Below are 20,355 nucleotides of genomic sequence, written 5' to 3'. Positions count from 1 at the left end.
GTACTGCTGGTGCCGACGTCAGGGCCAATCGCAACCGTCAGTCGGGTGTGACCTCGTCCGGGTTAGAACCGGGCGCTGTCGTCGCGCTAGAAGCGTGCGCTTTTCAAGTATGCGCGCGTGTGCGCGGTGTCCTGAATGCGGTTCTCGTCCGTAGGCAGCTCGGCTGCCTCGGCTTTTCCGCTCAGGCTGGCGGCAGCAACGGCAGCGGGAGCTGCGGTTCCAGCCAATTTGAGGAAGTCGCGGCGCGTTGCGCCTTCTTCCTTGGTCTTGCTCATGGGTTTCTCCTCTCCCATTTGCGAGTTAGCACCCCTTGGGGCGCCGGCGAGTGACAGCGGTTCACGCTGCCGTCATTCGGAAGGCTTCGCGCTCGATCTCCATGAAGACCCGACCGGCTGTGCCGATCGAGGCATAGAGAACCGAGTTTTCGGCGCCTTCCAAATCCGAATAGAAATGCATGGCCCAAGGGCCGACATGTTTGTTCCAGAATGCCCTCTGGTCCTCCAAAGATGCAGCTGCGCCGAAGCGACCAACGATCATGCCCGCCATCATCTCCATCAATGAAGCGATGTTGTCTTCCGGTTCAAAAACATTCCGGGCTCGGGTAATGCCGCGCATCGCCATGTCGTTGCGCAGTTGCGCCAGAGGTTTCTCATTCAGGAATCCAGTGAGGTAGAAACTGGCGTAAGGTAGCAGCTCGCCGCGTCCCAACCCGATGAACAGCGCGTTGAATTCGCGTTCCGCAGCGGCGGGCTTGGTCACTTTGGCGACGCGGGCCATGGCCTGAATGGCCTGTCCAAGATCGGTTTCATCGCCAGTCAGACCGGAAACTTGATCCAGCAGCATCTGATCAGGCGGCGCAGACAGAAGCAGCCCCAGAAAGTTGTAGAAATCCGCGCGCATACGATCCTCTGTCGTGACATTCATCTGTTGCGCTTCACTTGCGGTCATCAGGTTATCCTTCGAATTCAAATTTCATGCGGCGTGGGGCAGGGGTGATTTCTGCATCCTCCGACGCGTCCGATGTTATTTCAGCCTTAACTATCACAACGGGCTCTGGCGCGGGTTCTGAGGGTGCCACGGGTTCTTCCTGCGGTTCATCCAATTCAAATGCCTCGTCCGCTTCGATGTCTTCGGCCTCAGCCGCCAGCGCCTCGACATGTGCAAGCATACCTTTGCCAACCTGATATGCGGTCTGAATGTTTTCGATCACGCAGGCGGCGTCGGTATAATCCTCGCCGTAGTCCACAAGGCCATCGACATTGGCCAGAACCGGGTTCAGCCGCCACAACCGTCGCAAGGCGCGACGGCGCAGACGGTCAGGCACCGCCTTGGCCATAAAGCCCGAGACGTCATCGCCCGCCTGCAATTCGTCAGGGTCGGGCAAGTTGAGTTCATTTAGAATCTCCGCATCGGATTTTTCTTCCAGTTCGGCGTGTTGGGCGGCAATGGCCTGTTCTTCAACCGCGATGACCTCGGCCTCGGCTTCCGCCTGTACTGCTGCCTTGCGGCGGGACCAGAAATCGCGAGCTTGGGTCACTGCACGATCCTCCGCGGGGCGCGGTACACGTCTGACTCTTGCCGGATGCGTGCGTCGCCCTTGCCGTCTTCGACCAAATCGATCCGTTTTTTGTCCCGACGGCGTTTCACAAATACTTCGTCGTTATGATGTTCCAGAGCGAAGTCGCGCACCCAGGCGATCAACCCATCGGTCATCGGAATTTTCTCAACGATCTCTTCACCGGTATCGGCATAGTCCTGACCTTCGAAGGGCGACGCCGTTACCAGCACCGCATCCATCGGCCTTTCGCCGTCCAGCGCATCACGAAGGACAAGGTAGATCGACGGCTGGCCGTCCGACAGGTTCACCATATAGGCCTCGGTTTCGTCCGCCCAAAGCGTCAGGGGCAGGGTCGCTGCGTGGTACTCAATGGCCTCGCCTTCACGTCGCATTTCGTGCCAGTCCGCAGGTCCGGCACCGGGCAACACGGCAATGGCGCGCCAATTCCATTTCGCCCAGCGAGTTACACCGGGTGTCTTGCGCACGACGACGCCGATTGGCATTTCAATCTGGCTTGCGGCCTTGGCCACTGGCTCCTCCCCGGAAGGCTCTCCCATGCCTTTCCATAGGTCCACTATGGTACACAAAGCGCTCAGGTGCCAAGCCCGCGTCGTACGACCTTAGTCGTAATGGCCGGTAGCAAAATAGTGATCCCCGCAAACGGACGCCTTTGTTTATTGTAAAGAAAGGGGTTTCCGTGGCCAAATGGCCCGCTGTCCCAAAGGGTTTACATTCCAGCAACGGGGATACAGCCTGCGATGCGAAGAGGTGGAGAAGTATCCGGGGGAGGATCATGGGCACCAAATTACTGTTATGCGATTGCGCCGGGTCTCAACCTCTGAATTCCGACAAGATCGGTTCGGCCTGCGAGATGGAATGTTCCAAGGTTTTCACAGCGCTTTGCACGCGAGAGTTGGAAGCGGCGGCCGCGGAGATACAACAGGGGGACACCATCATTGCCTGCGGACAAGAGCAGGAAGTGTTTCAGGCCCTGGCCGAAGAACTGAATGTGGACGCCCCGGGCTTTGTTGATCTTCGTGACAGGGCCGGGTGGTCTGATGAGGGCGCGGATGCGGCCCCCAAGATGGCTGCCCTGGCCGCCGAAGCCTTGTTGCCGCAGCCGGTGACGCCCAGCGTAGACGTCTATAGCGAAGGCACATGCCTGATCATCGGTCCCGGCGACGTTGCATTTGCACTTGCTGAAAAACTGGCCGTTACACTGGCGGTTACGGTACTGGTCACGGATGAGGCCGAGCCTATGTCGCGCGCGTTCGACGTCGTGCGCGGTCGCATCAAATCGCTGAACGGTGCATTGGGTGGGTTTACCCTGCAGCTTGACGCGTTTCAGCAGCTTGAGCCCGGCGGTCGCGGAGCTTTTATGTGGACAGAGGCACGTGACAGGGCACAATCGGGCTGTGACATCGTTCTGGACCTGACCGGCGACACACCCTTGGTTCAGGCACCGGGCAAGCGCGAAGGCTATCTGCGGGCTGATCCCAAAGATCCATTGTCCGTCGAACGGTTGGCGTTTGAGGCGGTTCAATTGGTCGGCACGTTCGAAAAGCCGCTTTACGTGCGGATGGAAGAAACGCTGTGTGCCCATTCACGGGCCGAACAGGTCGCTTGCACGAACTGTCTGGACATCTGCCCGACCGGTGCGATCAAACCTGCCGGTGAGCATGTGGAAATCGACCCCATGATCTGCGCCGGGTGCGGTGAATGCGCGGCGGTTTGTCCGTCAACTGCGATCACCTACGAAGATCCGCCGGTTTCGGCGTTGCTGTCGCGGATGCACATCCTGGCGCGCACCTACCGCCGTGCTGGTGGAGCCGCGCCACGCTTGTTGGTGCATAATGCCCACGGGGCCGAAATGATCCGATTGGCCGCCCGTTTTGGACGTGGCTTGCCTGCCGATGTGGTCCCACTGGAACTGAGTGTGATTTCAGGCTTTGGCCATGCCGAGATGCTGGCTGCTTTGGCGCATGGTTTCGCGCGAGTGGACGTCTTGCTATCCCCAACGACCGAGCGCGATGCGTTGGACAGTGAACTGGCCTTGGCACAGGCAATAGCGGGGGCGAATGCCCTGGGGTTGTTGGATGAGGCCGACCCGGATGCGCTGTCTGATGTCCTTTATGCGCAAGATGTCCCTCAGCCTTTGGCCGACCCGGTATTGCCATTGGGTAACCGCCGCCAGATCGCCCGTTTGGCTGCGCAGGCACTGAACCCCAAAGCTGAAAAGCCGCTGGCCTTGCCGGAAAACGCGCCCTATGGGGCGATCGCTGTCAACACGGATGCCTGTACTTTGTGCCTCAGCTGTGTGTCGCTGTGCCCGTCGGGTGCTTTGATCGATAACCCGGACAAGCCGCAATTGAACTTCCAGCAAGACGCCTGTTTGCAATGTGGGTTGTGCAAAGGCATCTGCCCGGAGGATGCGATTGCTCTTGTCCCGCAGCTTGACCTGAGCGATGCAGCCCTGTCCCAGCAGGTGCTGAATGAAGAGGAGCCGTTTGCTTGTGTAGAATGCGGGGCATTGTTCGGAGTTAAGTCCACCGTGGAACGGATCATGGAAAAGCTTGCGGGTACACATCCGATGTTTGCCACCTCGGACAAGGCGCGGATGATCCAGATGTGTGACAATTGCCGCGTGAACGCTCAGTTCCAGCAACAGGACAACCCGTTCCAGTCTAACCCGAAACCTCGTGTCGTCACGACCGAGGATTATTTCTTAAAACGAAAGGATCACTGAAGCTTTAACGGTGCACCCAAGTCCGCTGCGGTAATAACCGAGACAAAGGCAAGGATGGCTTCCAGATCGTCCAACGTCATTTCGACAGGATATATGGGCGATGGACGCTGTGGATCAAACGGAGGTGTCAGCCCGTCAATCTGTGTGAACGAGGGGTGCGGGTTGAGGGCGAAGAACGCCTCGAACCGTTCTGACCAGTCCGGCATGGCGCGCAGCACCGCGAAAGAGGGGGTCGAACCCAGACCATTCATCCGGTTCTTGGGCCCGATCACATGGCACCGGCCGCAATGGGTCATCGACAGTTCCTCGCCGCGCAGCGTATCGCCGTCGATCACTGTTTCGGTTTCCACGGCTGCAATGTCGAAGCTGGCCGAGAAGGGCGCGCCTTGCTCTGGCGCATAGCTTTCAACCGTCCGTTTTCCGATATCGGACAGCAGCCAGTCGCGGAATCGCTCATGTTTGACGTCCTCTTCGATCCGAAGGTGATAGATCACACCGTCGCGCGCAAACACAGGATCACCCGGAGGCGCGGTTTCCAGCACCAAAACGCCGGCATCATCTGCAATAACCCGGATCCCGGTCTTGAGAGAAAAGCGAGGAAGGATATGTTGCAGCAGACCTGAGTCAGCAACCTCGTCCGGCGCGGCAAGACCAATCGCCTCTTGCGACCAAGAGGGGGTGGCAGAGAGCGTCAGGCTCAGGCACAAGAGGACAAAGCGCATGCCTCAGCCTAACGGCACGGCACCAAATGCGTCAAATGAACTGAATGAGACGGAGACACGTGCAATGAACGGCAACCACAGCTTGTCGATACGCAGAGCCCTGACCACCGGGTTCCAAAAGGAGAATGACGCATGAGTGTTCGTGACGCAGTTCTTGCAAACCTGAGAAAGATCACCGATCCGGTTTCTGGACAGGACATCGTCAGCGCCGGTGTCGTCCGCGCGCTGAACGTTGAAGGGGATACAGTGCGCTTTGTGCTGGAGATCGACCCCAAGCAGGCTGAGCGTATGGAGCCCGTCCGCGCCGCTGCCGAACAGGCCGCGAAACTGGTCGATGGTGTTTCGACAGTTTCCGCGATGCTGACCGCACATTCCGAAAAAGCACCGCCGGATCTGAAGCCCAAGCCGAAACCTTCGCAGACCGGACCGCAGGCCGTGCCGGGTGTGGACAGAATTATTGCTGTGGCTTCGGGTAAGGGTGGCGTTGGCAAGTCCACCGTTTCCGCCAACCTCGCTTGTGCATTGGCAGCCGAAGGGCGACGCGTGGGTCTGCTGGATGCGGATGTTTATGGCCCGTCGCAGCCCCGGATGCTGGGTGTTTCTGGCCGCCCGGCCAGCCCTGACGGCAAAACGATCCTGCCATTGCGCAACCACGGCGTCACCATGATGTCGATGGGTCTGATGACCAATGAAGGTCAGGCCGTTGTCTGGCGTGGCCCGATGCTGATGGGCGCGCTGCAACAGATGATGGGTCAGGTGCAATGGGGCGCTCTGGATGTGCTGATCGTCGACTTGCCGCCCGGCACCGGTGACGTGCAGTTGACGTTGAGCCAGAAGTTCAACGTGGACGGCGCCATTGTTGTTTCGACCCCACAGGACGTGGCCCTGATCGATGCCCGCAAGGGGATCGACATGTTCAACCAGCTCAAGACGCCCATCCTTGGGATGATTGAGAATATGTCGACGCATATCTGCTCGAACTGCGGCCATGAAGAGCACGTGTTCGGCCATGGCGGCGTAAAGTCCGAGGCAGAGGCGCTGAGCGTTCCCTTGCTGGGTGAAATCCCGCTGCATCTGGATATCCGCGTTGCCGCTGATGGCGGTGCACCGATCGTGGTCAGCAAGCCCGACAGTCCGCAAGCCGAAGCGTTCCGCCAAATTGCGCGCGGCATGATTGCCAAGGGCAACGCATGAGCGAGCCGGTCTTTCCCCCATTGCTGACGGGCCACCCGGTGCAGGGTGGGGAAGACCCGTTCGAGCGCGCGCAGGCCATGGCCGCGCTGGGCTGTGATGCCGGTACCGTGGTCTATAACATTCAGGCCGATCGTCTGCGTGTGGCCATCGTTTTTGCCCCCGAGGTTGTCTTGAGCGAAGCGATGGCAATGCTGCCCCTCTGTGCCGTAGGGTTTCAGAACGCGCTGGGCGCGCTGGCCCCGCCTGAGGTCGCGGTTCATCTGGGCTGGGACGGGTTGATCTGTGTAAACGGGGCGAAATGCGGGATGTTCCGCGTGGCAGCTTCGGATACAGATCCAGAAGCGGAACCGGATTGGCTGATCGTCGGATGGGATTTGACGCTGCTGCAAACCAGTCAGGCACCGGGCGAAAACCCTGATATCACCGCCCTTTACGACGAAGGATGCGCGGATGTCGCAGCGACGCAGCTTGTCGAAAGCTGGTCGCGGCACATGATGACATGGCTGAACCGCTGGCAAGAGGACGGCAACGCGCCTGTGCACGGAGAATGGATAGGCCTGCTGCGCGGTGTCGGAGAGCCCATTGGTGAAACGGGTGTGTTTCTTGGAACGGATGAACGGTTCGGCATGCTGATCCGGCAAGGTTCAGATACACAGCTTCGCCCGCTGACGGAATTGTTGGAGAACGGATGATGAAACTAGCGCGCGCAATCCATTTCGACGAAAGCGACATGAATGTGTTCCACTCCCCGGCGCGAACCGGGGAATGGTGCATTTCGGGCGGATTCGAGTTCTCAAATTGGGGCGAAGGCGATCTTGAAGGCAAGGCGCGTCAGGCTTTTGCGAATGGTTGGTTGGGTGTGGAAACCTTTGGGCGGGTGACATTCGTCGCGGTCACGCAGGTGGAACAGGCCGAGCTGGATCAGATCGCGCAGAGCCTTGCTGAACACTTTGTACAGCTTTACGGGGCACCGTCGGTCGAGGCCGCCATGGACGTCGCCCGGGTCGAGATCGCCCACATGTCCGAGCTGTGTGATGAGCATAACCCAAACACGCTGCTGACCGTCTCGCGTGAGCTTTCAGACGCCGGAGTGCGTGAGGCTTTCCGTGTGATCACGCCGCAAGAGACTCAGCTAGAGGCTCTGGCCGTACATGGGTCGTTGGACGAATAACCGTCAGATTAGATCCGCAAAGCCGCCAAATTGACCGCGCTTAAAGATCAAACCTTTGCCGGTGCGGTACATGACCTTTTGAACCTCGCCAACAATGATCAGGTGATCCCCCGCATCGTGTTGTGCGTGCACCTGACAATCGAACCGGGCCAGACAACCGGATAATTGCGGTCGGCGCGCAGTGTCGTGGGCCCATTCCGCGTGCGAAAAATCCTTGCCGTCGCGGGCAAAGCGCAGGGCCTGTTCCTGCTGATCCTGCCCCATCACATGGATCGAATAATGTCGGCTGGCATTGAAATCGTCGAACCGGTTGGAGTCTTTGGCCAAGCACCACAAGACAAGGGGCGGGTCCAGCGATACCGACGCGAATGAGTTGACCGTGATGGCCCGAGGGCCCTGATCAGTGTTTGTGGTGATCACCGTCACACCGGTTCCGAAACACCCCAACGCTTCACGGAAAGCGGTGCTTCGATCCGGGGTTGGAGTGAATTGTTTTTCCGTCATTGCGCGCTCATCCCGTGGCCGTGCCTCAGGTGCCACGACGCGCGGGGTTTGTCCATTAAAAGCTGCGTCCGGTATGCGTGTTTTCCGAACTAGTTCAGGTCTTCCAACAGACGACCATGTTGGCGCGTTGCCTCAACGACCAGGCCAAAGGTTGTCATGCCGCGCGCCTGCAGCATCGGTAGCATTTTGACCAGCGCTTGGGCGGTAGCAATCGCATCACCCAAAGCGGTATGGCGCAGTTGTTCGGGGATGGTGATGTCCAACCGTTCGCACAGGGCGTCCAGCGTGTGTTTATCACTTGCCCCGAACAGCACGGCAGACAACAGAACTGTATCCAGAATGGGGTGATCCCAATCGACATCCATGCGTTTGGCATGCCGCCGTAGAAACGCCATGTCGAATGGCGCGTTGTGGGCCACGATCACTGCATCGCGGGCAAACTGATGCAGCACCCGCCCGGCCTCGGCAATGCCCGCCGCACCCTGAACCATATGATCACTAATCTTGTGCACCTTGGTCGAGGCCGGCGGGATCGGGATGCCGGGATCAACCAGCATGTCCAGTTGTTCTCCTTCCACGATCCGCCCGTTGACAACTCGCACGGCCCCGATCTGAACAATTTCGTCCTTGTGGGGCAGTAGTCCGGTGGTTTCGGTGTCAAACACGACAAAGCACAAGTCCCGCAGAGCAAGGTTGTCGATGGCCTCGTCCGTGGACGTGTTCAACAAGTCGAAGTCATAGACCAAGGGTCGAGCAGCCTCGGGCGCGATGTTTGCAGCACTGTCCTCAAAAACCAGCATATACCCCGGTGCGTTGCCCAAGGGTTTCATGCGCGCCCTGTAACTCTGGGCACCATCAACACTGGTCAGTGTACAGGTGACCTCTAGCCCGGTCTTCACCAACTTGGCATGAGCTTCTTCCAACGAATCAGACTTCAGATATTCCAGCAACGAAGCATTCAGCCGGGGATGCGCAATCTGTGCAAGCACCTCGGCAGCCTGACCATCATACAAAACGATCTTGTGGGTAGGGCCGGCCAACAGCATCGCAACTGGGATTTCGGTCAGAAGGGCCGTCAGACGTTGTTTCTCTGCCGCCAGGTGCGCGGTTTCCTCGGCCACGGCCTGCGCCACGTCCAGTGTTTTGCCGGACAGCTGGTCCGCTAGCCCGGCCGCGGCTGGTGCCAGATCACCCAGATACCGCGCAGCCTGCGCGTCCAATTCCGTGCTGACCCCGGCATGCGCGCGCGCCCTGAGTTGGGCGGATATCCGTTCGATTGGCTTTGCAACATTGTCGTCGAACAATAACCAAACCGCCGCAGTCAAAGCCAGAAAGCCAAAACCCATCAGGATTTCGGCAAAGATGAACGCGTCGACCAAGTCAGGATCAGCAACGCGCCGATAGCTGATCCACAGTGCCAGAGAGCTGACGGTCAGAGCGCCAATGGCCAGCAGGCAGAAGAACAGGAAAATGCGCAGACGCAGGCTTAACCGGTTCAGCATGTCACACTCCGCAGGTTGCCTCGACAATTGGGTCACTGGAGGTGACGTCGATCCAGTCGGCGTTCAGCAGCCGCCCGTCATCCGCGAATTCTGCCCCATCCGCAAGATTGGCGCGGCTGAACTCTTTGCAATTGACCGCTACAGGTAGTTTTGAGACCGGGGCCCAGCGACCAAAGAGATACAGTTCCACCAACCGTTGTTCGGGAACCTGTTCATTGGTGCGCACGGAACCGGCATCAATGGCGGCAAAGCGGTCCACGAAAGGCACGGCATAGGTCCAGGGGCGATAGAAGGCGCGGCTTTCGACCTCTTGAATGACGGTCATACCTTCGGGAAGGGTATCGCGGGTGCGGTCGTACCAGGAATACTCGCTGGTGATCGTCATACCGATCATACCGAGACCTGCGGCAACGGGTGTCATCCAGCGGGGCAGGCGGCCACCCGTCAATTTGTTTAGAACCATTACGATGCCGGCAAAAGCAAAGCCTGCAAAAATAGTGCCGATCAGTTCCAGAAACATGTATCTCTCCGTGTGTCTGCCGCTTTAGCCCAGCATTCCCTTGCCGTGACCAACTGCCGATTGCATGGTTTTTACCACAACGAACGCATCCCGAAGATGACTTCGCTCAAAATCCGACAGGTCCGAGGGCGGAAGGAAATTGTCGGGTTTCCGATCACTCTTCACAAGCCTGACCTGATGTTCAAGCCGGGTTTCTGCAATCAGATCATAGGCATCCAGCAAATCCCGCGCCCCGGAGGTACTGAGGATACCGCTTGATGCGGCGGCGTTCAGGCGTGCTCTGGTATTGGCTTCGGTAAGTTGCCCTTGAAGGCTGTAGATCCGTGCAAGGTCAACGACGGGGACCACGCCATTATGTTTGAGATCCAGCGTGTTGCGATGCTCACCCGACCGAATGGTTGCAATCCCGCGCAACAGACCCAGCGGAGGCGTGTGTTTTAGCGAGTTCGAGATCATATGCGCGACAAAGATCGAATTTGCGTTGGCGGCTGCCAAAGTCTCGGCCTGCAGATCGTCGAACAGGTGAAAGGCCCCGCCAATCGGACGCAGGTCGAACATGACCGAAGCCAGCATCTGTGCCTCGGGGTTCGGTTTGGCGATCCAGCCGTTGAAGTACTCGCGCCAGACACGGACGGGCTGACACCAGCGCGGGTTAGTGGCCATCATGTCGCCAGGGCAATAGAAATAACCACAAACATCCAGCCCATCCGAGACGAATTTTGCCAGCTTTGCGAAGTAGCCCATATCCGCGTCCGAAACGCTGTCATCCAGCATCAGGCAATTGTCCTGATCGGATACGCCGGTCTGCTCCTGCCGCCCCTGTGATCCGCAAGCCAGCCACAGGTAGGGAACCGGTGGGGGTCCCAGTTTGTCTTCGGCCAGTTTAAGCAGGCGACGGGTCGCCGTATCTGCGATATCGGTGATCAGGCGGGTTACGATTTCATGCCTGTTTCCGGCTGCAACCAATTGCACCAGCAGTTGCGGGATTTCAGCGGTCACCGCCGCCATTTTATCTGCCGTGTCCGCTTGTACAATCCTGCGGACCAACTCTGCCGAGTTAACCGCCTGATAGTGGGTCAGATCCGTCTGCGTCACGATACCGACCAGACGACCCCCCTCGCTGACCGGAATGTGGCCGATCCCGCGTTCCATCATCACATGCAGAACGTCCGAGCCAATATCCGAAGGTGATAGGGTGATCGGGTTTGCCGTCATAATCGCTGAGATCGCCGTGTCGGCAGGCATGCCATTGGCCACGAATTTACCTGAGATGTCGCGCAGTGTGGCGATGCCCAGAAGGTCATCCGCCTCGGTGACACAAAGCGAAGAAATGTGCTTGTCGCGCATCATCCGGGCGGCTTCCTGAACCGGTGTGCCTGGCGGACACGTCGTAGGGTTATGTGCCATCAGAACGTCGATGGCGCTGGTGGCCAGGCTTTGCGGACCGGACCGGTTCGATCGGGTCCGATTGAAGAATTTCGAAACGACGTCGTGGCCATCTATAAGTTGACGCACCAGGTCGGGGGGCAAAACCAGCAACACGGATGGCGTATGCGCCCGCGCTTTAGTCGCGGCCTTGCCGTCCTTTAGCAGGCCGCGCTCTCCGAACGAGTTTCGCAGACCAAGATGGGACACGACAGCGTCGTTCTCATCGGTAATCTCAACTTGCCCCTCGTAGATCACAAAGACGCCGGGCAGGGTGTGCCCCAATTCGTATACGGGAAAGTCCTCGTCGACCTCCCATACCTCGATCTGCTTTGCGACCTGATCCAACGTTTCCGGGGGCAGGGCATCATAGGGATGTACGGACTTTAGAAACCGGGTGATCTGGTCATGGGACAGGGGCATCAATCACTCCTTGGTTTCTGGTTTAAAAATCCCGCCCGGTGGAGTGCCGGACGGGAAAAGTTGATCGAAAGACGCGGCACAGGAAAGTTAACCTTATGCCGCATCATGCTCACTTGTTCTGAGCTGCGCCAGCGCCACGGGGAATGCGGACGCTTTCGACCAATTCAACGATCTCCGGCGGAGTCTCTTTGGTCATTCCGGCGACGACGTAAGCGACGCCGAAGTTGATCATTGCACCGATGGCGCCGAACGAGGTCGACTTGATCGGACCCAGGAGCGGATCAGCATCAGTGAACGAGTTGGTGCCCGGAATGAACAGCCAGCCCTTGTGCAGGAAGATGTAGACCAGGGTTACGGTCAGACCAGCCAGCATACCTGCGACAGCACCGGTGTTGTTGATACGGGTCGAGAAGATCCCCATCATCAGCGCCGGGAAGATCGAGGCAGCCGCCAGACCAAACGCCAGGGCCACGGTTTGCGCCGCAAAGCCCGGTGGGTTCAGACCCAGATAGGTTGCGACAACGATGGCCACGGCCATGGCGATACGAGCAGCCAGCAGTTCTCCTTTTTCAGAGATTTGCGGGTTGATCGCACCTTTGACAAGGTCGTGGGATACCGCCGACGAGATCGCCAGCAACAGACCCGCAGCGGTCGACAGAGCAGCCGCAAGACCACCGGCAGCGACCAGACCGATCACCCAACCCGGCAGGTTGGCAATCTCGGGGTTGGCCAGAACCAGAATGTCGCGGTTGAACTTGGTCAGCTCGTTTCCGACCCAGCCTTTTTCTTCGGCAAGTGCCTGCATGTCGGCGTTCTTGTCGTTGTAGTACTGGATCTTGCCGTCGCCGTTCTTGTCTTCCCAGTCCAACAGACCGGTTTTCTGCCACGTCTGCATCCAGTCATAGCGCGGATCATTGTCGATATCCTCGACCGAGACAGCGCCACCTTCGATGCCACCATTGGGCCACATCATGTCGGTGATGTTCAGACGCGCCATTGCGCCAACCGCAGGGGCGGTCAGATACAGCAGAGCGATGAAGACCAGCGTCCAGCCAGCGGACCAGCGGGCATCCGACACTTTCGGTACGGTGAAGAAGCGCATGATCACGTGCGGCAGACCGGCGGTGCCGATCATCAGCGACAGTGTGAACAGAACCATGTTCAGTGTGTTCGAGTGGTGGGCAGTGTATTCGTTAAAGCCCAGCTCGGTCACGATCGCGTCAAGCTTGGTCAGCAAAGGCTCACCACTGGCAGTATCGCTGAACAGACCCAGCGCCGGAACCGGCGTGCCGGTCAGCTGCAGCGAGATGAAGATCGCCGGGATTGTGTAGGCAGTGATCAGTACGCAGTACTGTGCGACCTGAGTGTAGGTCACGCCTTTCATCCCACCGAACACTGCGTAAGCAAACACGACACAAGCACCGATCAGCAGACCAGAGGTGTTCGATACTTCGAGGAAGCGGCCAAAGGCCACGCCCACACCGGTCATCTGACCAATCACGTAAGTCACCGATGCAACGATCAGACAGATCACTGCAACGATACGCGCGGTCTGGCTGTAGAAACGGTCGCCGATGAATTCCGAGACAGTGTATTTGCCAAACTTACGCAGATAGGGCGCAAGCAGCAGTGCCAGCAGCACGTAACCGCCAGTCCAACCCATCAGGAAGGTCGAATTGTCATAGCCGGTAAAGGCAATCAGGCCCGCCATCGAAATGAACGAGGCCGCAGACATCCAGTCTGCCGCTGTTGCCATGCCGTTGGTGACTGGGTGAATGCCGCGACCGGCGGCGTAAAATTCCGATGTGGAACCCGCACGGGCCCAGATCGCGATGCCGATGTACAGCGCAAAGGACGCGCCGACAAAGAGCAGGTTGATGGTAAACTGGTCCATTCCGCTTACTCCTCATCCACGCCGTATTCGGCGTCCAGCTTGTTCATGCGCCAGGCGTAGTTGAAGATCAGCACCAAAAAGACCAAGATCGATCCTTGCTGAGCGAACCAAAAGCCCAGATCGGTGCCGCCAACGGCGATGCCGGACAGCAATGGACGCAGCAGAATGCCGAATCCAAAAGACACCAGCGCCCAGATCACGAGGCTGATGTAGATGAGACGCAGGTTCGCCTGCCAATAGCCCTTGTCGGCCTCGGCAGTCTGCGCGGAGTGTGTTGATTGATCCGCCATTGCGGGTTCCTCCTTCGCTTCTTCCATGGGCGACCCGTTGTCCAAAACCTCCAACGCGCGGGGTCGCTTTTCGAAATGCCGAATGCCAGGGTGGCATCAGGCACGACTTCTCCGATCCGCCAAGGCGGGTACTTTGAAGTTTTCCTTTAGGAATTGGGCCCTTATTCAGGGCGGGCCGTCTTCCCTTAGTTCATGGCGTCGCTGACAATCCTTTCCAGATTGCCCGCGATGTCATCGATATTGCCCATGGCGTTCAGGCCTTTTAGAACGCCGTGGTCTTGGTAATAAGTAATCAAAGGCGCGGTTTGCGCGTGATACGCAGCCAGCCGCGAGGCGACGGTTTCGGCGTTGTCATCAGCACGGCGCTTGAACTCGGTGCTGCCGCACTTGTCACACTTGCCTTTAACAACAGGGACCTTGAACGTGTCATGGAACCCTTCGCCACATCCGGCACAGGTGTAGCGGCCCGAGATACGGATAACCATTTCGCCATCTTCGACTTCAAGACTGATGGCGGCGTTGATCTTCTGCCCGGTTTCCGACAGCAACCCGTCCAACGCCTCGGCCTGAACCGTGGTGCGAGGAAAACCGTCCAGAATGACGCCCTTGGCGCAGTCCGGCTCAGCTAGGCGATCACGAAGGATGGCAATGACGATGTCGTCGCTGACCAGATCACCAGCTTCCATCACGGCCTTTGCGGCTTTGCCAGCATCGGTTTCCGCTGCGACAGCGGCGCGCAGCAGGTCGCCGGTGCTGAGTTGAACCAACCCGAACTTATCCTCGAGCATACGGGCCTGTGTTCCCTTCCCGGCACCCGGAGGGCCGAGAAGGATCAGAACAGCGGGTGTGGTGATCGTGGCAGCGTCCATCACATCCTCACTTGTTCGCACGGTTTTTGATCAGGTCTTCGACCACCGACGGATCAGCCAATGTCGAAGTGTCGCCCAATGCGCCAAAGTCGTTCTCGGCGATCTTGCGCAGGATACGGCGCATGATTTTGCCCGAGCGGGTCTTGGGCAGGCCGGGCGCCCACTGGATTACGTCAGGCGATGCAATCGGGCCGATCTCGGTCCGGACCCATGTGCGCAGCTCTTTCAGTAACTCATCCGACGGCTCACGGTTATTCATCAGAGTGACATAGCAATAGATGCCTTGTCCTTTGATTTCATGGGGATAGCCAACTACAGCAGCTTCAGCGACCGCGCCGTGCGCGACCAGAGCGCTTTCGACCTCGGCTGTGCCCATGCGGTGGCCCGAGACGTTGATCACGTCGTCAACCCGGCCAGTGATCCAGTAATCACCATCCTCGTCACGACGGCAGCCGTCCCCGGTAAAGTAGTAGCCTTTGTAATCCGAGAAATAGGTCTTCTCGAATCGTTCATGATCACCCCAGACGGTGCGCATCTGGCCGGGCCAGCTGTCTTTGATACACAGAACACCTTCGACACCGTTTCCGGTGATCTCGACACCAGACTGCGGGTCCAACACGACCGGTTGAATGCCAAAGAAAGGCTTCATCGCGGCACCAGGCTTCTTCGCGTGTGCTCCGGGCAGGGGAGTCATCAGATGACCACCGGTCTCGGTCTGCCACCACGTGTCAACAATGGGGCAATTTCCCTTGCCGACGACCTCATTGTACCAGTTCCAGGCTTCAGGGTTGATCGGTTCACCCACGGTGCCCAGTAGTTTCAGGTCGCTCAGATCATGCTTCTCGACCCACTCATTGCCTTGCCCCATCAACGCGCGGATCGCAGTTGGTGCGGTGTAGAACTGGTTGACCTTATGCTTGGCGCAAACCTCCCAGAAACGACCCGCGTCGGGGTAGGTGGGAACGCCTTCGAACATCAGCGTCGTCGCACCGTTGGCCAGCGGGCCATAGACAATATAGCTGTGCCCAGTGACCCAGCCCACGTCGGCCGTGCACCAGTAGGTGTCGCCCTCGTGGTAATCAAAAGTGATCTCATGGGTCAGTGATGCAAAAACCAGATAGCCGCCAGTGGTATGCACCACACCCTTGGGTTGTCCGGTCGAGCCCGAGGTGTAGAGGATGAACAGCGGGTCTTCGGCGCTCATCTCAGCAGGGGCGCAGTAGTCATCGGCCTCAAGCGCCATTTCGTTGTAGTCATAGTCGCGGCCGTCGATCCATGTGGTCTGACCGCCGGTGCGCTTGACCACCAGGCATTTAACGGTGTCCTTGCAGTGCAGAAGGGCGGCGTCCGCGTTGGATTTCAGCGCGGTTTTGCGGCCGCCTCGCGGGGCCTCGTCGGCAGTGATTACAACCTTTGCGTCGCAGCCATTGATCCGCGCTGCCAGAGCGTCGGGTGAGAAGCCCGCAAAGACGATCGAATGGATCGCACCAATTCGTGCGCAGGCCAACATGGCATAGGCGGCCTCGGGGATCATCGGCATGTAAATCACGACGCGGTCGCCCTTACGCACGCCCAGCGATTCCAGAATGTTGGCCATCCGGCATGTCCGGCGGTGCAACTCGGCATAGGTGATGTGCTGCGCTTCGTCTTTTGGATCATCCGGTTCCCAGATGATCGCAGTTTGATCGCCGCGGGTTTTCAGGTGGCGGTCCAGGCAATTGGCCGAAACGTTCAGCGTGCCGTCAGCGTACCAGTTGATTCCGACCGAGCCGAAATCATAGTTTACGTCTTTGACTTGTGTGTAGGGCTTGATCCATTCGATCCGCTTGCCTTGTTCGTCCCAGAACGCGACGGGATCGTTGATCGAAGCCGCATACATCTCAGTGTATTTTTCAGCATTAACATGCGTGCGGGCCACGGTTTCGGCGGACGGCGGAAAGGTATTGGCTTCTGCCTGGGCAGCGGTTGTCATTCTGAGGCTCCTCCCTCTGGATCATATTGAATCAGACCGATTTTGCCTGCTGAACTGGCGATGTCGATCTGTTTCCTCCTTAAGCGCAATAATACGGAGAGCTGAAAACAAGGAAATAAATTACCGATTTCTCACGATTAGTTTGTAAATTATTTTTTTGACCCAGAGTGATTTTGTAAAGAAAGAGGCCATTATTGGGAAAAGTAGTTTTTTTACATAGCTTTGACTGTAATGAAAATTTCTGTGGAAATAGGCTGACCGGTTACAACTAAATTGCATCTGTGACTCACCTTTCGGTTGTTAGCGCTCAACGGTGCCATTCCCAGCTGGTCAGGAATGTTGACCGGGGGTTGGCACATTCCGATGTTGGCGCTAGCTTTGACGCCAAGCGCCTCGGTAAGGGGGTGCAGCAAAGGGAGAAATCAGTATGAAAAAGATCTTGAGCGGCTCTGCTGTGGCCGCCTTGTGTGTTGCGTTCGTGTCCGAGGCAGCCGCAACTGAATGGAATGCTTCGGTCTGGGGCAAACGTCGTGCGTTCACCGAGCATGTTGAGAAACTGTCTGAGTTGGTCAGCGAAAAGACAAACGGCGATTTCACCATCAATGTCAGCTATGGTGGCCTGTCCAAGCCGCGCGAAAATCTGGATGGAATCGAAATTGGTGCGTTTGAGATGGCGCAGTTCTGTGCCGGGTATCATCGCGACAAAAACCGCGCGATCACCGTTCTGGAACTGCCGTTCCTGGGCGTGAACAACTTGGATGAGGAAGTTGCCGTCAGCCACGCGGTTTACGATCACCCTGCCGTTAAGGATGAGATGGCGCAGTGGAATGCGCGTATCATCATGACCTCACCCATGCCGCAGTACAATATTGTCGGAACCGGCGACCCGCGTGACGAACTTGCCGAGTTCGAAGGCATGCGTGTCCGTGCCACAGGTGGTCTGGGCAAGGCATTCGAGGCGGTAGGTGGTGTGCCGACTTCGGTTCCTGCAACCGAAGCCTTTAACGCGATGGAGTCCGGTGTCGTTGACACGGTTGCCTTTGCTCAGCACGCGCACCTGTCTTTTGGCACGATCAACGAAGCAGATTGGTGGACGGCCAACCTGAACCCCGGCACTGTGAATTGCCCGGTTGTGGTCAATATCGATGCCTATGAGGCACTGCCGGCTGAGCATCGCGAGGCGCTGGACAGTTCGATCGACGAAGCGATTGATCACTATCTGGCCAATTATGGATCGCTGCTGGAACAGTGGGACAGCGTTCTGGATGAAAAGGGCGTCGCAAAAGTACAGATCGACGACGCCGTGATCGCCGAGTTCCGCACAAAGGCCGCTGACCCGATCCGCGAGCAGTGGATCGCAGATATGTCCGCTCAGGGTCTGCCTGCGCAGGACCTGTACGACTTGGTCCAGTCCACGCTGGAACAGCAACGTAGCGGCAACTAAGCCAAAAATCCGGGTGCCCATCGGGGCGCCCGGACACCAATAAATACAGGGGAACACCGCAATGGCAGGACAGGCCACGGTGCTTGAGGACAGCAGCCTCCTGAGTTCTTTGGATTGTAAGTTGTTGAGGCTGGAACGGTTTCTGGCTCTGATCAGCGGTATCGCCGTGTTCAGTCTTATGGTTCTGGCGGTTGTCTCGGTCAGCGGACGCAATGCGATCAACGCACCTTTGCCCGGTTATGTCGACTGGATCGAACAGGCGATGCCGCTGATTGCGTTTTTGGGCATTTCCTATGTACAGCGCGATGGCGGTCATATCCGGATGGATATTGTCATCTCACGTCTGCACGGGCGGGCACTTTGGTTGTTCGAGCTAATCTCGGTCCTTCTGATCCTTCTGCTGATGTTGGCTTTAGTGTGGGGCAGCTGGTCCCATTTTGACCGCTCGTTCGACTTTGGCGCTCCTATGTGGAGCCGCGACAGTTCGATCGACATCGGCATCCCGCTTTGGCCGGCCAAATTGCTGGCACCTGTGGCGTTCTCGGTGCTCTGCTTGCGGTTGCTGCTTCAGGTCTGGGGATATGGTCGCGCGCTGATCGTAGGGGCCGAAAGCCCCGTAGCCGTTCCACTGATACAGGATGCGGCCGCTCAGGCCGCTGCCGAGGCCGAGCAATTCGAAGGGCAGGACTAGCGCATGGACTCGATTGAAATTGGCCTGTGGGTCACGGGTGGCCTACTGGTTCTGGTTGTGACCGGAATGCGCGTGGCCTTCGCGGCGGCTCTTGCGGGGCTGGTCGGGTTGGTTTGGATTTTCTGGGCCAAGTTTGGATACGATCCTGATCGCTTCGGCAAAGCACTAACCGTCGCGGTCAAGACGGCGGGGCAGGTGCCCCATTCCAAGGTTGCGGCCCATACACTCAGCCTGATCCCCACCTTTATCTTGATCGGTTATCTGGCCTATTACGCAGGGCTGACGCGCGCGTTGTTCGAGGCCGCTAAACGTTGGGTTGCGTGGGTGCCCGGAGGGCTCGCGGTTTCGACTGTGTTCGCCACAGCCGGGTTCGCGGCCGTTTCTGGCGCGTCGGTGGCGACCTCGGCAGTTTTCGCCCGGATCGCTATCCCCGAGATGCTGAAAGTCGGTTACAACAAGCAATTCGCAGCCGGAGTGGTCGCAGCGGGCGGTACACTTGCATCCCTTATCCCGCCATCCGCGATCCTTGTGATCTATGCGATCATCGTGGAACAGGATGTGGGCAAACTGCTGCTTGCCGGGTTTATCCCCGGTGCATTTTCGGCCGTTGTGTACGGTCTGCTTATCGTCGGCATCGCGGTTGTATTCAAAAACGTTGGTCCACCGGTAACAGGTTTCACCTGGAAGCAGCGTTTTGCGTCTCTGCCGGGCGCGTTTCCGATTGTCGCCGTAATCCTGATCATCATTTGCTTTGTCTATAACCCGTTTGGAGAAAAGGCTTGGGGCACTCCAACCGAAGGCGGGGCTATCGGTGCCTTCATCGTCTTCTGTTTCGCCCTTTTCCACGGGATGCGGTGGCCCGAGCTGAAATCGGCGCTGCTGGAAACCGCCAAACTGACGGCCATGATCTTCACGATCATCTGGGGGGTGCTGATCTACGTACGGTTTCTGGGGTTTGCGGATCTTCCAGGCGCGTTTTCGGACTGGATCACTTCGTTGGAAATGTCGCCGATGCTGATCCTGATCTGTATCCTGCTGGCCTACGCCGTCTTGGGCATGTTCATGGACGCTATCGGCATGCTGTTGCTAACGCTGCCAGTGGTCTACCCGGCGGTCATGGCCCTGAACGGGGGCGAGACGGTCAGCGCCGCAGAAAGCGCCTTTGGCATGTCAGGTCCGATGTGTGCGATATGGTTCGGTATTCTGGTCGTGAAAATGGCCGAGTTTTGCCTGATCACGCCGCCTATTGGTCTGAATTGTTTCGTGGTGGCAGGCGTGCGTCCGGATCTGAGCGTTCAGGACGTGTTCAAAGGCGTTACGCCGTTCTTCATCGCCGACGGCGTAACGATCGCGCTGCTCGTGGCGTTTCCCGGTATCGTACTCTACCTGCCGTCATTGGCCGGGTAGAAAAAGCCCCCGGTGGTGAACCG

20 protein-coding genes are annotated in these 20,355 nt (G+C 58.1%); 7 read left to right on the top strand and 13 right to left on the bottom strand.

Annotated elements, in window-relative coordinates:
• Positions 1 to 86: 86 nt before the first annotated feature.
• From AC2FI9_RS06335 to AC2FI9_RS06320, 4 genes are all read right to left on the bottom strand, one after another.
• Positions 87 to 275, bottom strand: a complete 189-nt coding sequence (locus AC2FI9_RS06335; RefSeq protein WP_058273834.1) for a ubiquinol-cytochrome c reductase iron-sulfur subunit N-terminal domain-containing protein — start codon at positions 273 to 275, stop codon at positions 87 to 89.
• 61 nt (positions 276 to 336) lie between these two features.
• A complete protein-coding gene (locus AC2FI9_RS06330) occupies positions 337 to 948 on the bottom strand; it encodes a TorD/DmsD family molecular chaperone (RefSeq protein WP_496766684.1) in 612 nt (203 codons plus the stop codon).
• A 4-nt stretch (positions 949 to 952) separates the two neighbouring features.
• Positions 953 to 1,537 (bottom strand): DUF3306 domain-containing protein, encoded by a 585-nt coding sequence (locus AC2FI9_RS06325; RefSeq protein ID WP_496766682.1) that lies wholly within the window; start codon positions 1,535 to 1,537, stop codon positions 953 to 955.
• A complete protein-coding gene (locus AC2FI9_RS06320) occupies positions 1,534 to 2,088 on the bottom strand; it encodes a DUF3305 domain-containing protein (protein WP_082637104.1) in 555 nt (184 codons plus the stop codon). Before AC2FI9_RS06320 ends, AC2FI9_RS06325 begins: the two co-directional genes overlap by 4 nt.
• A 263-nt stretch (positions 2,089 to 2,351) precedes the next feature.
• Here AC2FI9_RS06320 and AC2FI9_RS06315 point away from each other — a divergent pair, with 263 nt between their 5' ends.
• Positions 2,352 to 4,304 carry a 4Fe-4S binding protein gene (locus AC2FI9_RS06315; RefSeq protein WP_496766679.1) on the top strand — a complete coding sequence of 651 codons (1,953 nt, stop codon included), beginning with the start codon at positions 2,352 to 2,354 and terminating at the stop codon, positions 4,302 to 4,304.
• On the opposite strand, the gene AC2FI9_RS06310 is transcribed toward AC2FI9_RS06315, so the two are convergent.
• Positions 4,298 to 5,026 carry a c-type cytochrome gene (locus AC2FI9_RS06310; RefSeq protein WP_496766677.1) on the bottom strand — a complete coding sequence of 243 codons (729 nt, stop codon included), beginning with the start codon at positions 5,024 to 5,026 and terminating at the stop codon, positions 4,298 to 4,300. The two genes, AC2FI9_RS06315 and AC2FI9_RS06310, sit on opposite strands and share 7 nt — an antisense overlap.
• A 132-nt stretch (positions 5,027 to 5,158) precedes the next feature.
• Here AC2FI9_RS06310 and AC2FI9_RS06305 point away from each other — a divergent pair, with 132 nt between their 5' ends.
• The 3 genes from AC2FI9_RS06305 to AC2FI9_RS06295 are packed head-to-tail and all read left to right on the top strand — an operon-like array spanning position 5,159 to position 7,391.
• Positions 5,159 to 6,220 (top strand): Mrp/NBP35 family ATP-binding protein, encoded by a 1,062-nt coding sequence (locus AC2FI9_RS06305; RefSeq protein WP_496766675.1) that lies wholly within the window; start codon positions 5,159 to 5,161, stop codon positions 6,218 to 6,220.
• Complete coding sequence (locus AC2FI9_RS06300) at positions 6,217 to 6,912, top strand: biotin/lipoate--protein ligase family protein (protein ID WP_496766673.1); 696 nt, start codon at positions 6,217 to 6,219, stop codon at positions 6,910 to 6,912. Before AC2FI9_RS06305 ends, AC2FI9_RS06300 begins: the two co-directional genes overlap by 4 nt.
• Entirely contained in the window at positions 6,912 to 7,391 is a 480-nt protein-coding gene (locus AC2FI9_RS06295; protein ID WP_496766671.1) for a DUF6505 family protein, read from the top strand. Before AC2FI9_RS06300 ends, AC2FI9_RS06295 begins: the two co-directional genes overlap by 1 nt.
• 3 nt (positions 7,392 to 7,394) lie before the next feature.
• Here AC2FI9_RS06295 and AC2FI9_RS06290 read toward each other — a convergent pair whose 3' ends face one another.
• The 8 genes from AC2FI9_RS06290 to acs all read right to left on the bottom strand — a co-directional run bounded on the left by AC2FI9_RS06290 (position 7,395) and on the right by acs (position 16,790).
• Complete coding sequence (locus AC2FI9_RS06290; protein ID WP_496766669.1) at positions 7,395 to 7,895, bottom strand: flavin reductase family protein; 501 nt, start codon at positions 7,893 to 7,895, stop codon at positions 7,395 to 7,397.
• 89 nt (positions 7,896 to 7,984) lie between these two features.
• Entirely contained in the window at positions 7,985 to 9,397 is a 1,413-nt protein-coding gene (locus AC2FI9_RS06285) for a 3'-5' exonuclease (protein WP_496766666.1), read from the bottom strand.
• A gap of 1 nt (position 9,398) precedes the next feature.
• Complete coding sequence (locus AC2FI9_RS06280) at positions 9,399 to 9,917, bottom strand: hypothetical protein (RefSeq protein ID WP_496766664.1); 519 nt, start codon at positions 9,915 to 9,917, stop codon at positions 9,399 to 9,401.
• Positions 9,918 to 9,941: 24 nt separating this feature from the next.
• Positions 9,942 to 11,765 (bottom strand): DUF294 nucleotidyltransferase-like domain-containing protein, encoded by a 1,824-nt coding sequence (locus AC2FI9_RS06275; RefSeq protein WP_496766662.1) that lies wholly within the window; start codon positions 11,763 to 11,765, stop codon positions 9,942 to 9,944.
• 109 nt (positions 11,766 to 11,874) lie between these two features.
• Positions 11,875 to 13,659, bottom strand: a complete 1,785-nt coding sequence (locus tag AC2FI9_RS06270; protein WP_058273825.1) for a sodium:solute symporter family protein — start codon at positions 13,657 to 13,659, stop codon at positions 11,875 to 11,877.
• A 5-nt stretch (positions 13,660 to 13,664) separates the two neighbouring features.
• A complete protein-coding gene (locus AC2FI9_RS06265) occupies positions 13,665 to 13,949 on the bottom strand; it encodes a DUF4212 domain-containing protein (RefSeq protein WP_496722375.1) in 285 nt (94 codons plus the stop codon).
• Between the two features lie 185 nt (positions 13,950 to 14,134).
• Positions 14,135 to 14,818 carry an adenylate kinase gene (locus AC2FI9_RS06260; RefSeq protein ID WP_496766660.1) on the bottom strand — a complete coding sequence of 228 codons (684 nt, stop codon included), beginning with the start codon at positions 14,816 to 14,818 and terminating at the stop codon, positions 14,135 to 14,137.
• Between the two features lie 7 nt (positions 14,819 to 14,825).
• Positions 14,826 to 16,790, bottom strand: coding sequence for an acetate--CoA ligase (acs, locus tag AC2FI9_RS06255; protein WP_496766658.1), 1,965 nt, complete (start codon positions 16,788 to 16,790; stop codon positions 14,826 to 14,828).
• Positions 16,791 to 17,217: 427 nt separating this feature from the next.
• On the opposite strand from acs, the gene dctP reads away from it, so the two are divergent.
• From dctP to AC2FI9_RS06240, 3 genes are all read left to right on the top strand, one after another.
• Complete coding sequence (dctP, locus tag AC2FI9_RS06250) at positions 17,218 to 18,234, top strand: TRAP transporter substrate-binding protein DctP (RefSeq protein WP_496766656.1); 1,017 nt, start codon at positions 17,218 to 17,220, stop codon at positions 18,232 to 18,234.
• A gap of 61 nt (positions 18,235 to 18,295) precedes the next feature.
• Positions 18,296 to 18,925 carry a TRAP transporter small permease gene (locus tag AC2FI9_RS06245; RefSeq protein ID WP_496766654.1) on the top strand — a complete coding sequence of 210 codons (630 nt, stop codon included), beginning with the start codon at positions 18,296 to 18,298 and terminating at the stop codon, positions 18,923 to 18,925.
• 3 nt (positions 18,926 to 18,928) lie between these two features.
• Positions 18,929 to 20,332, top strand: coding sequence for a TRAP transporter large permease (locus AC2FI9_RS06240; protein ID WP_058273820.1), 1,404 nt, complete (start codon positions 18,929 to 18,931; stop codon positions 20,330 to 20,332).
• Positions 20,333 to 20,355: the final 23 nt, after the last annotated feature.

The sequence above is a fragment of the Ruegeria sp. CDSA246 genome (genome assembly GCF_059611225.1).
The sequence above is the reverse complement of the archived record's forward strand: the minus strand, read 5'-3'. Positions and strand labels throughout refer to the sequence as shown.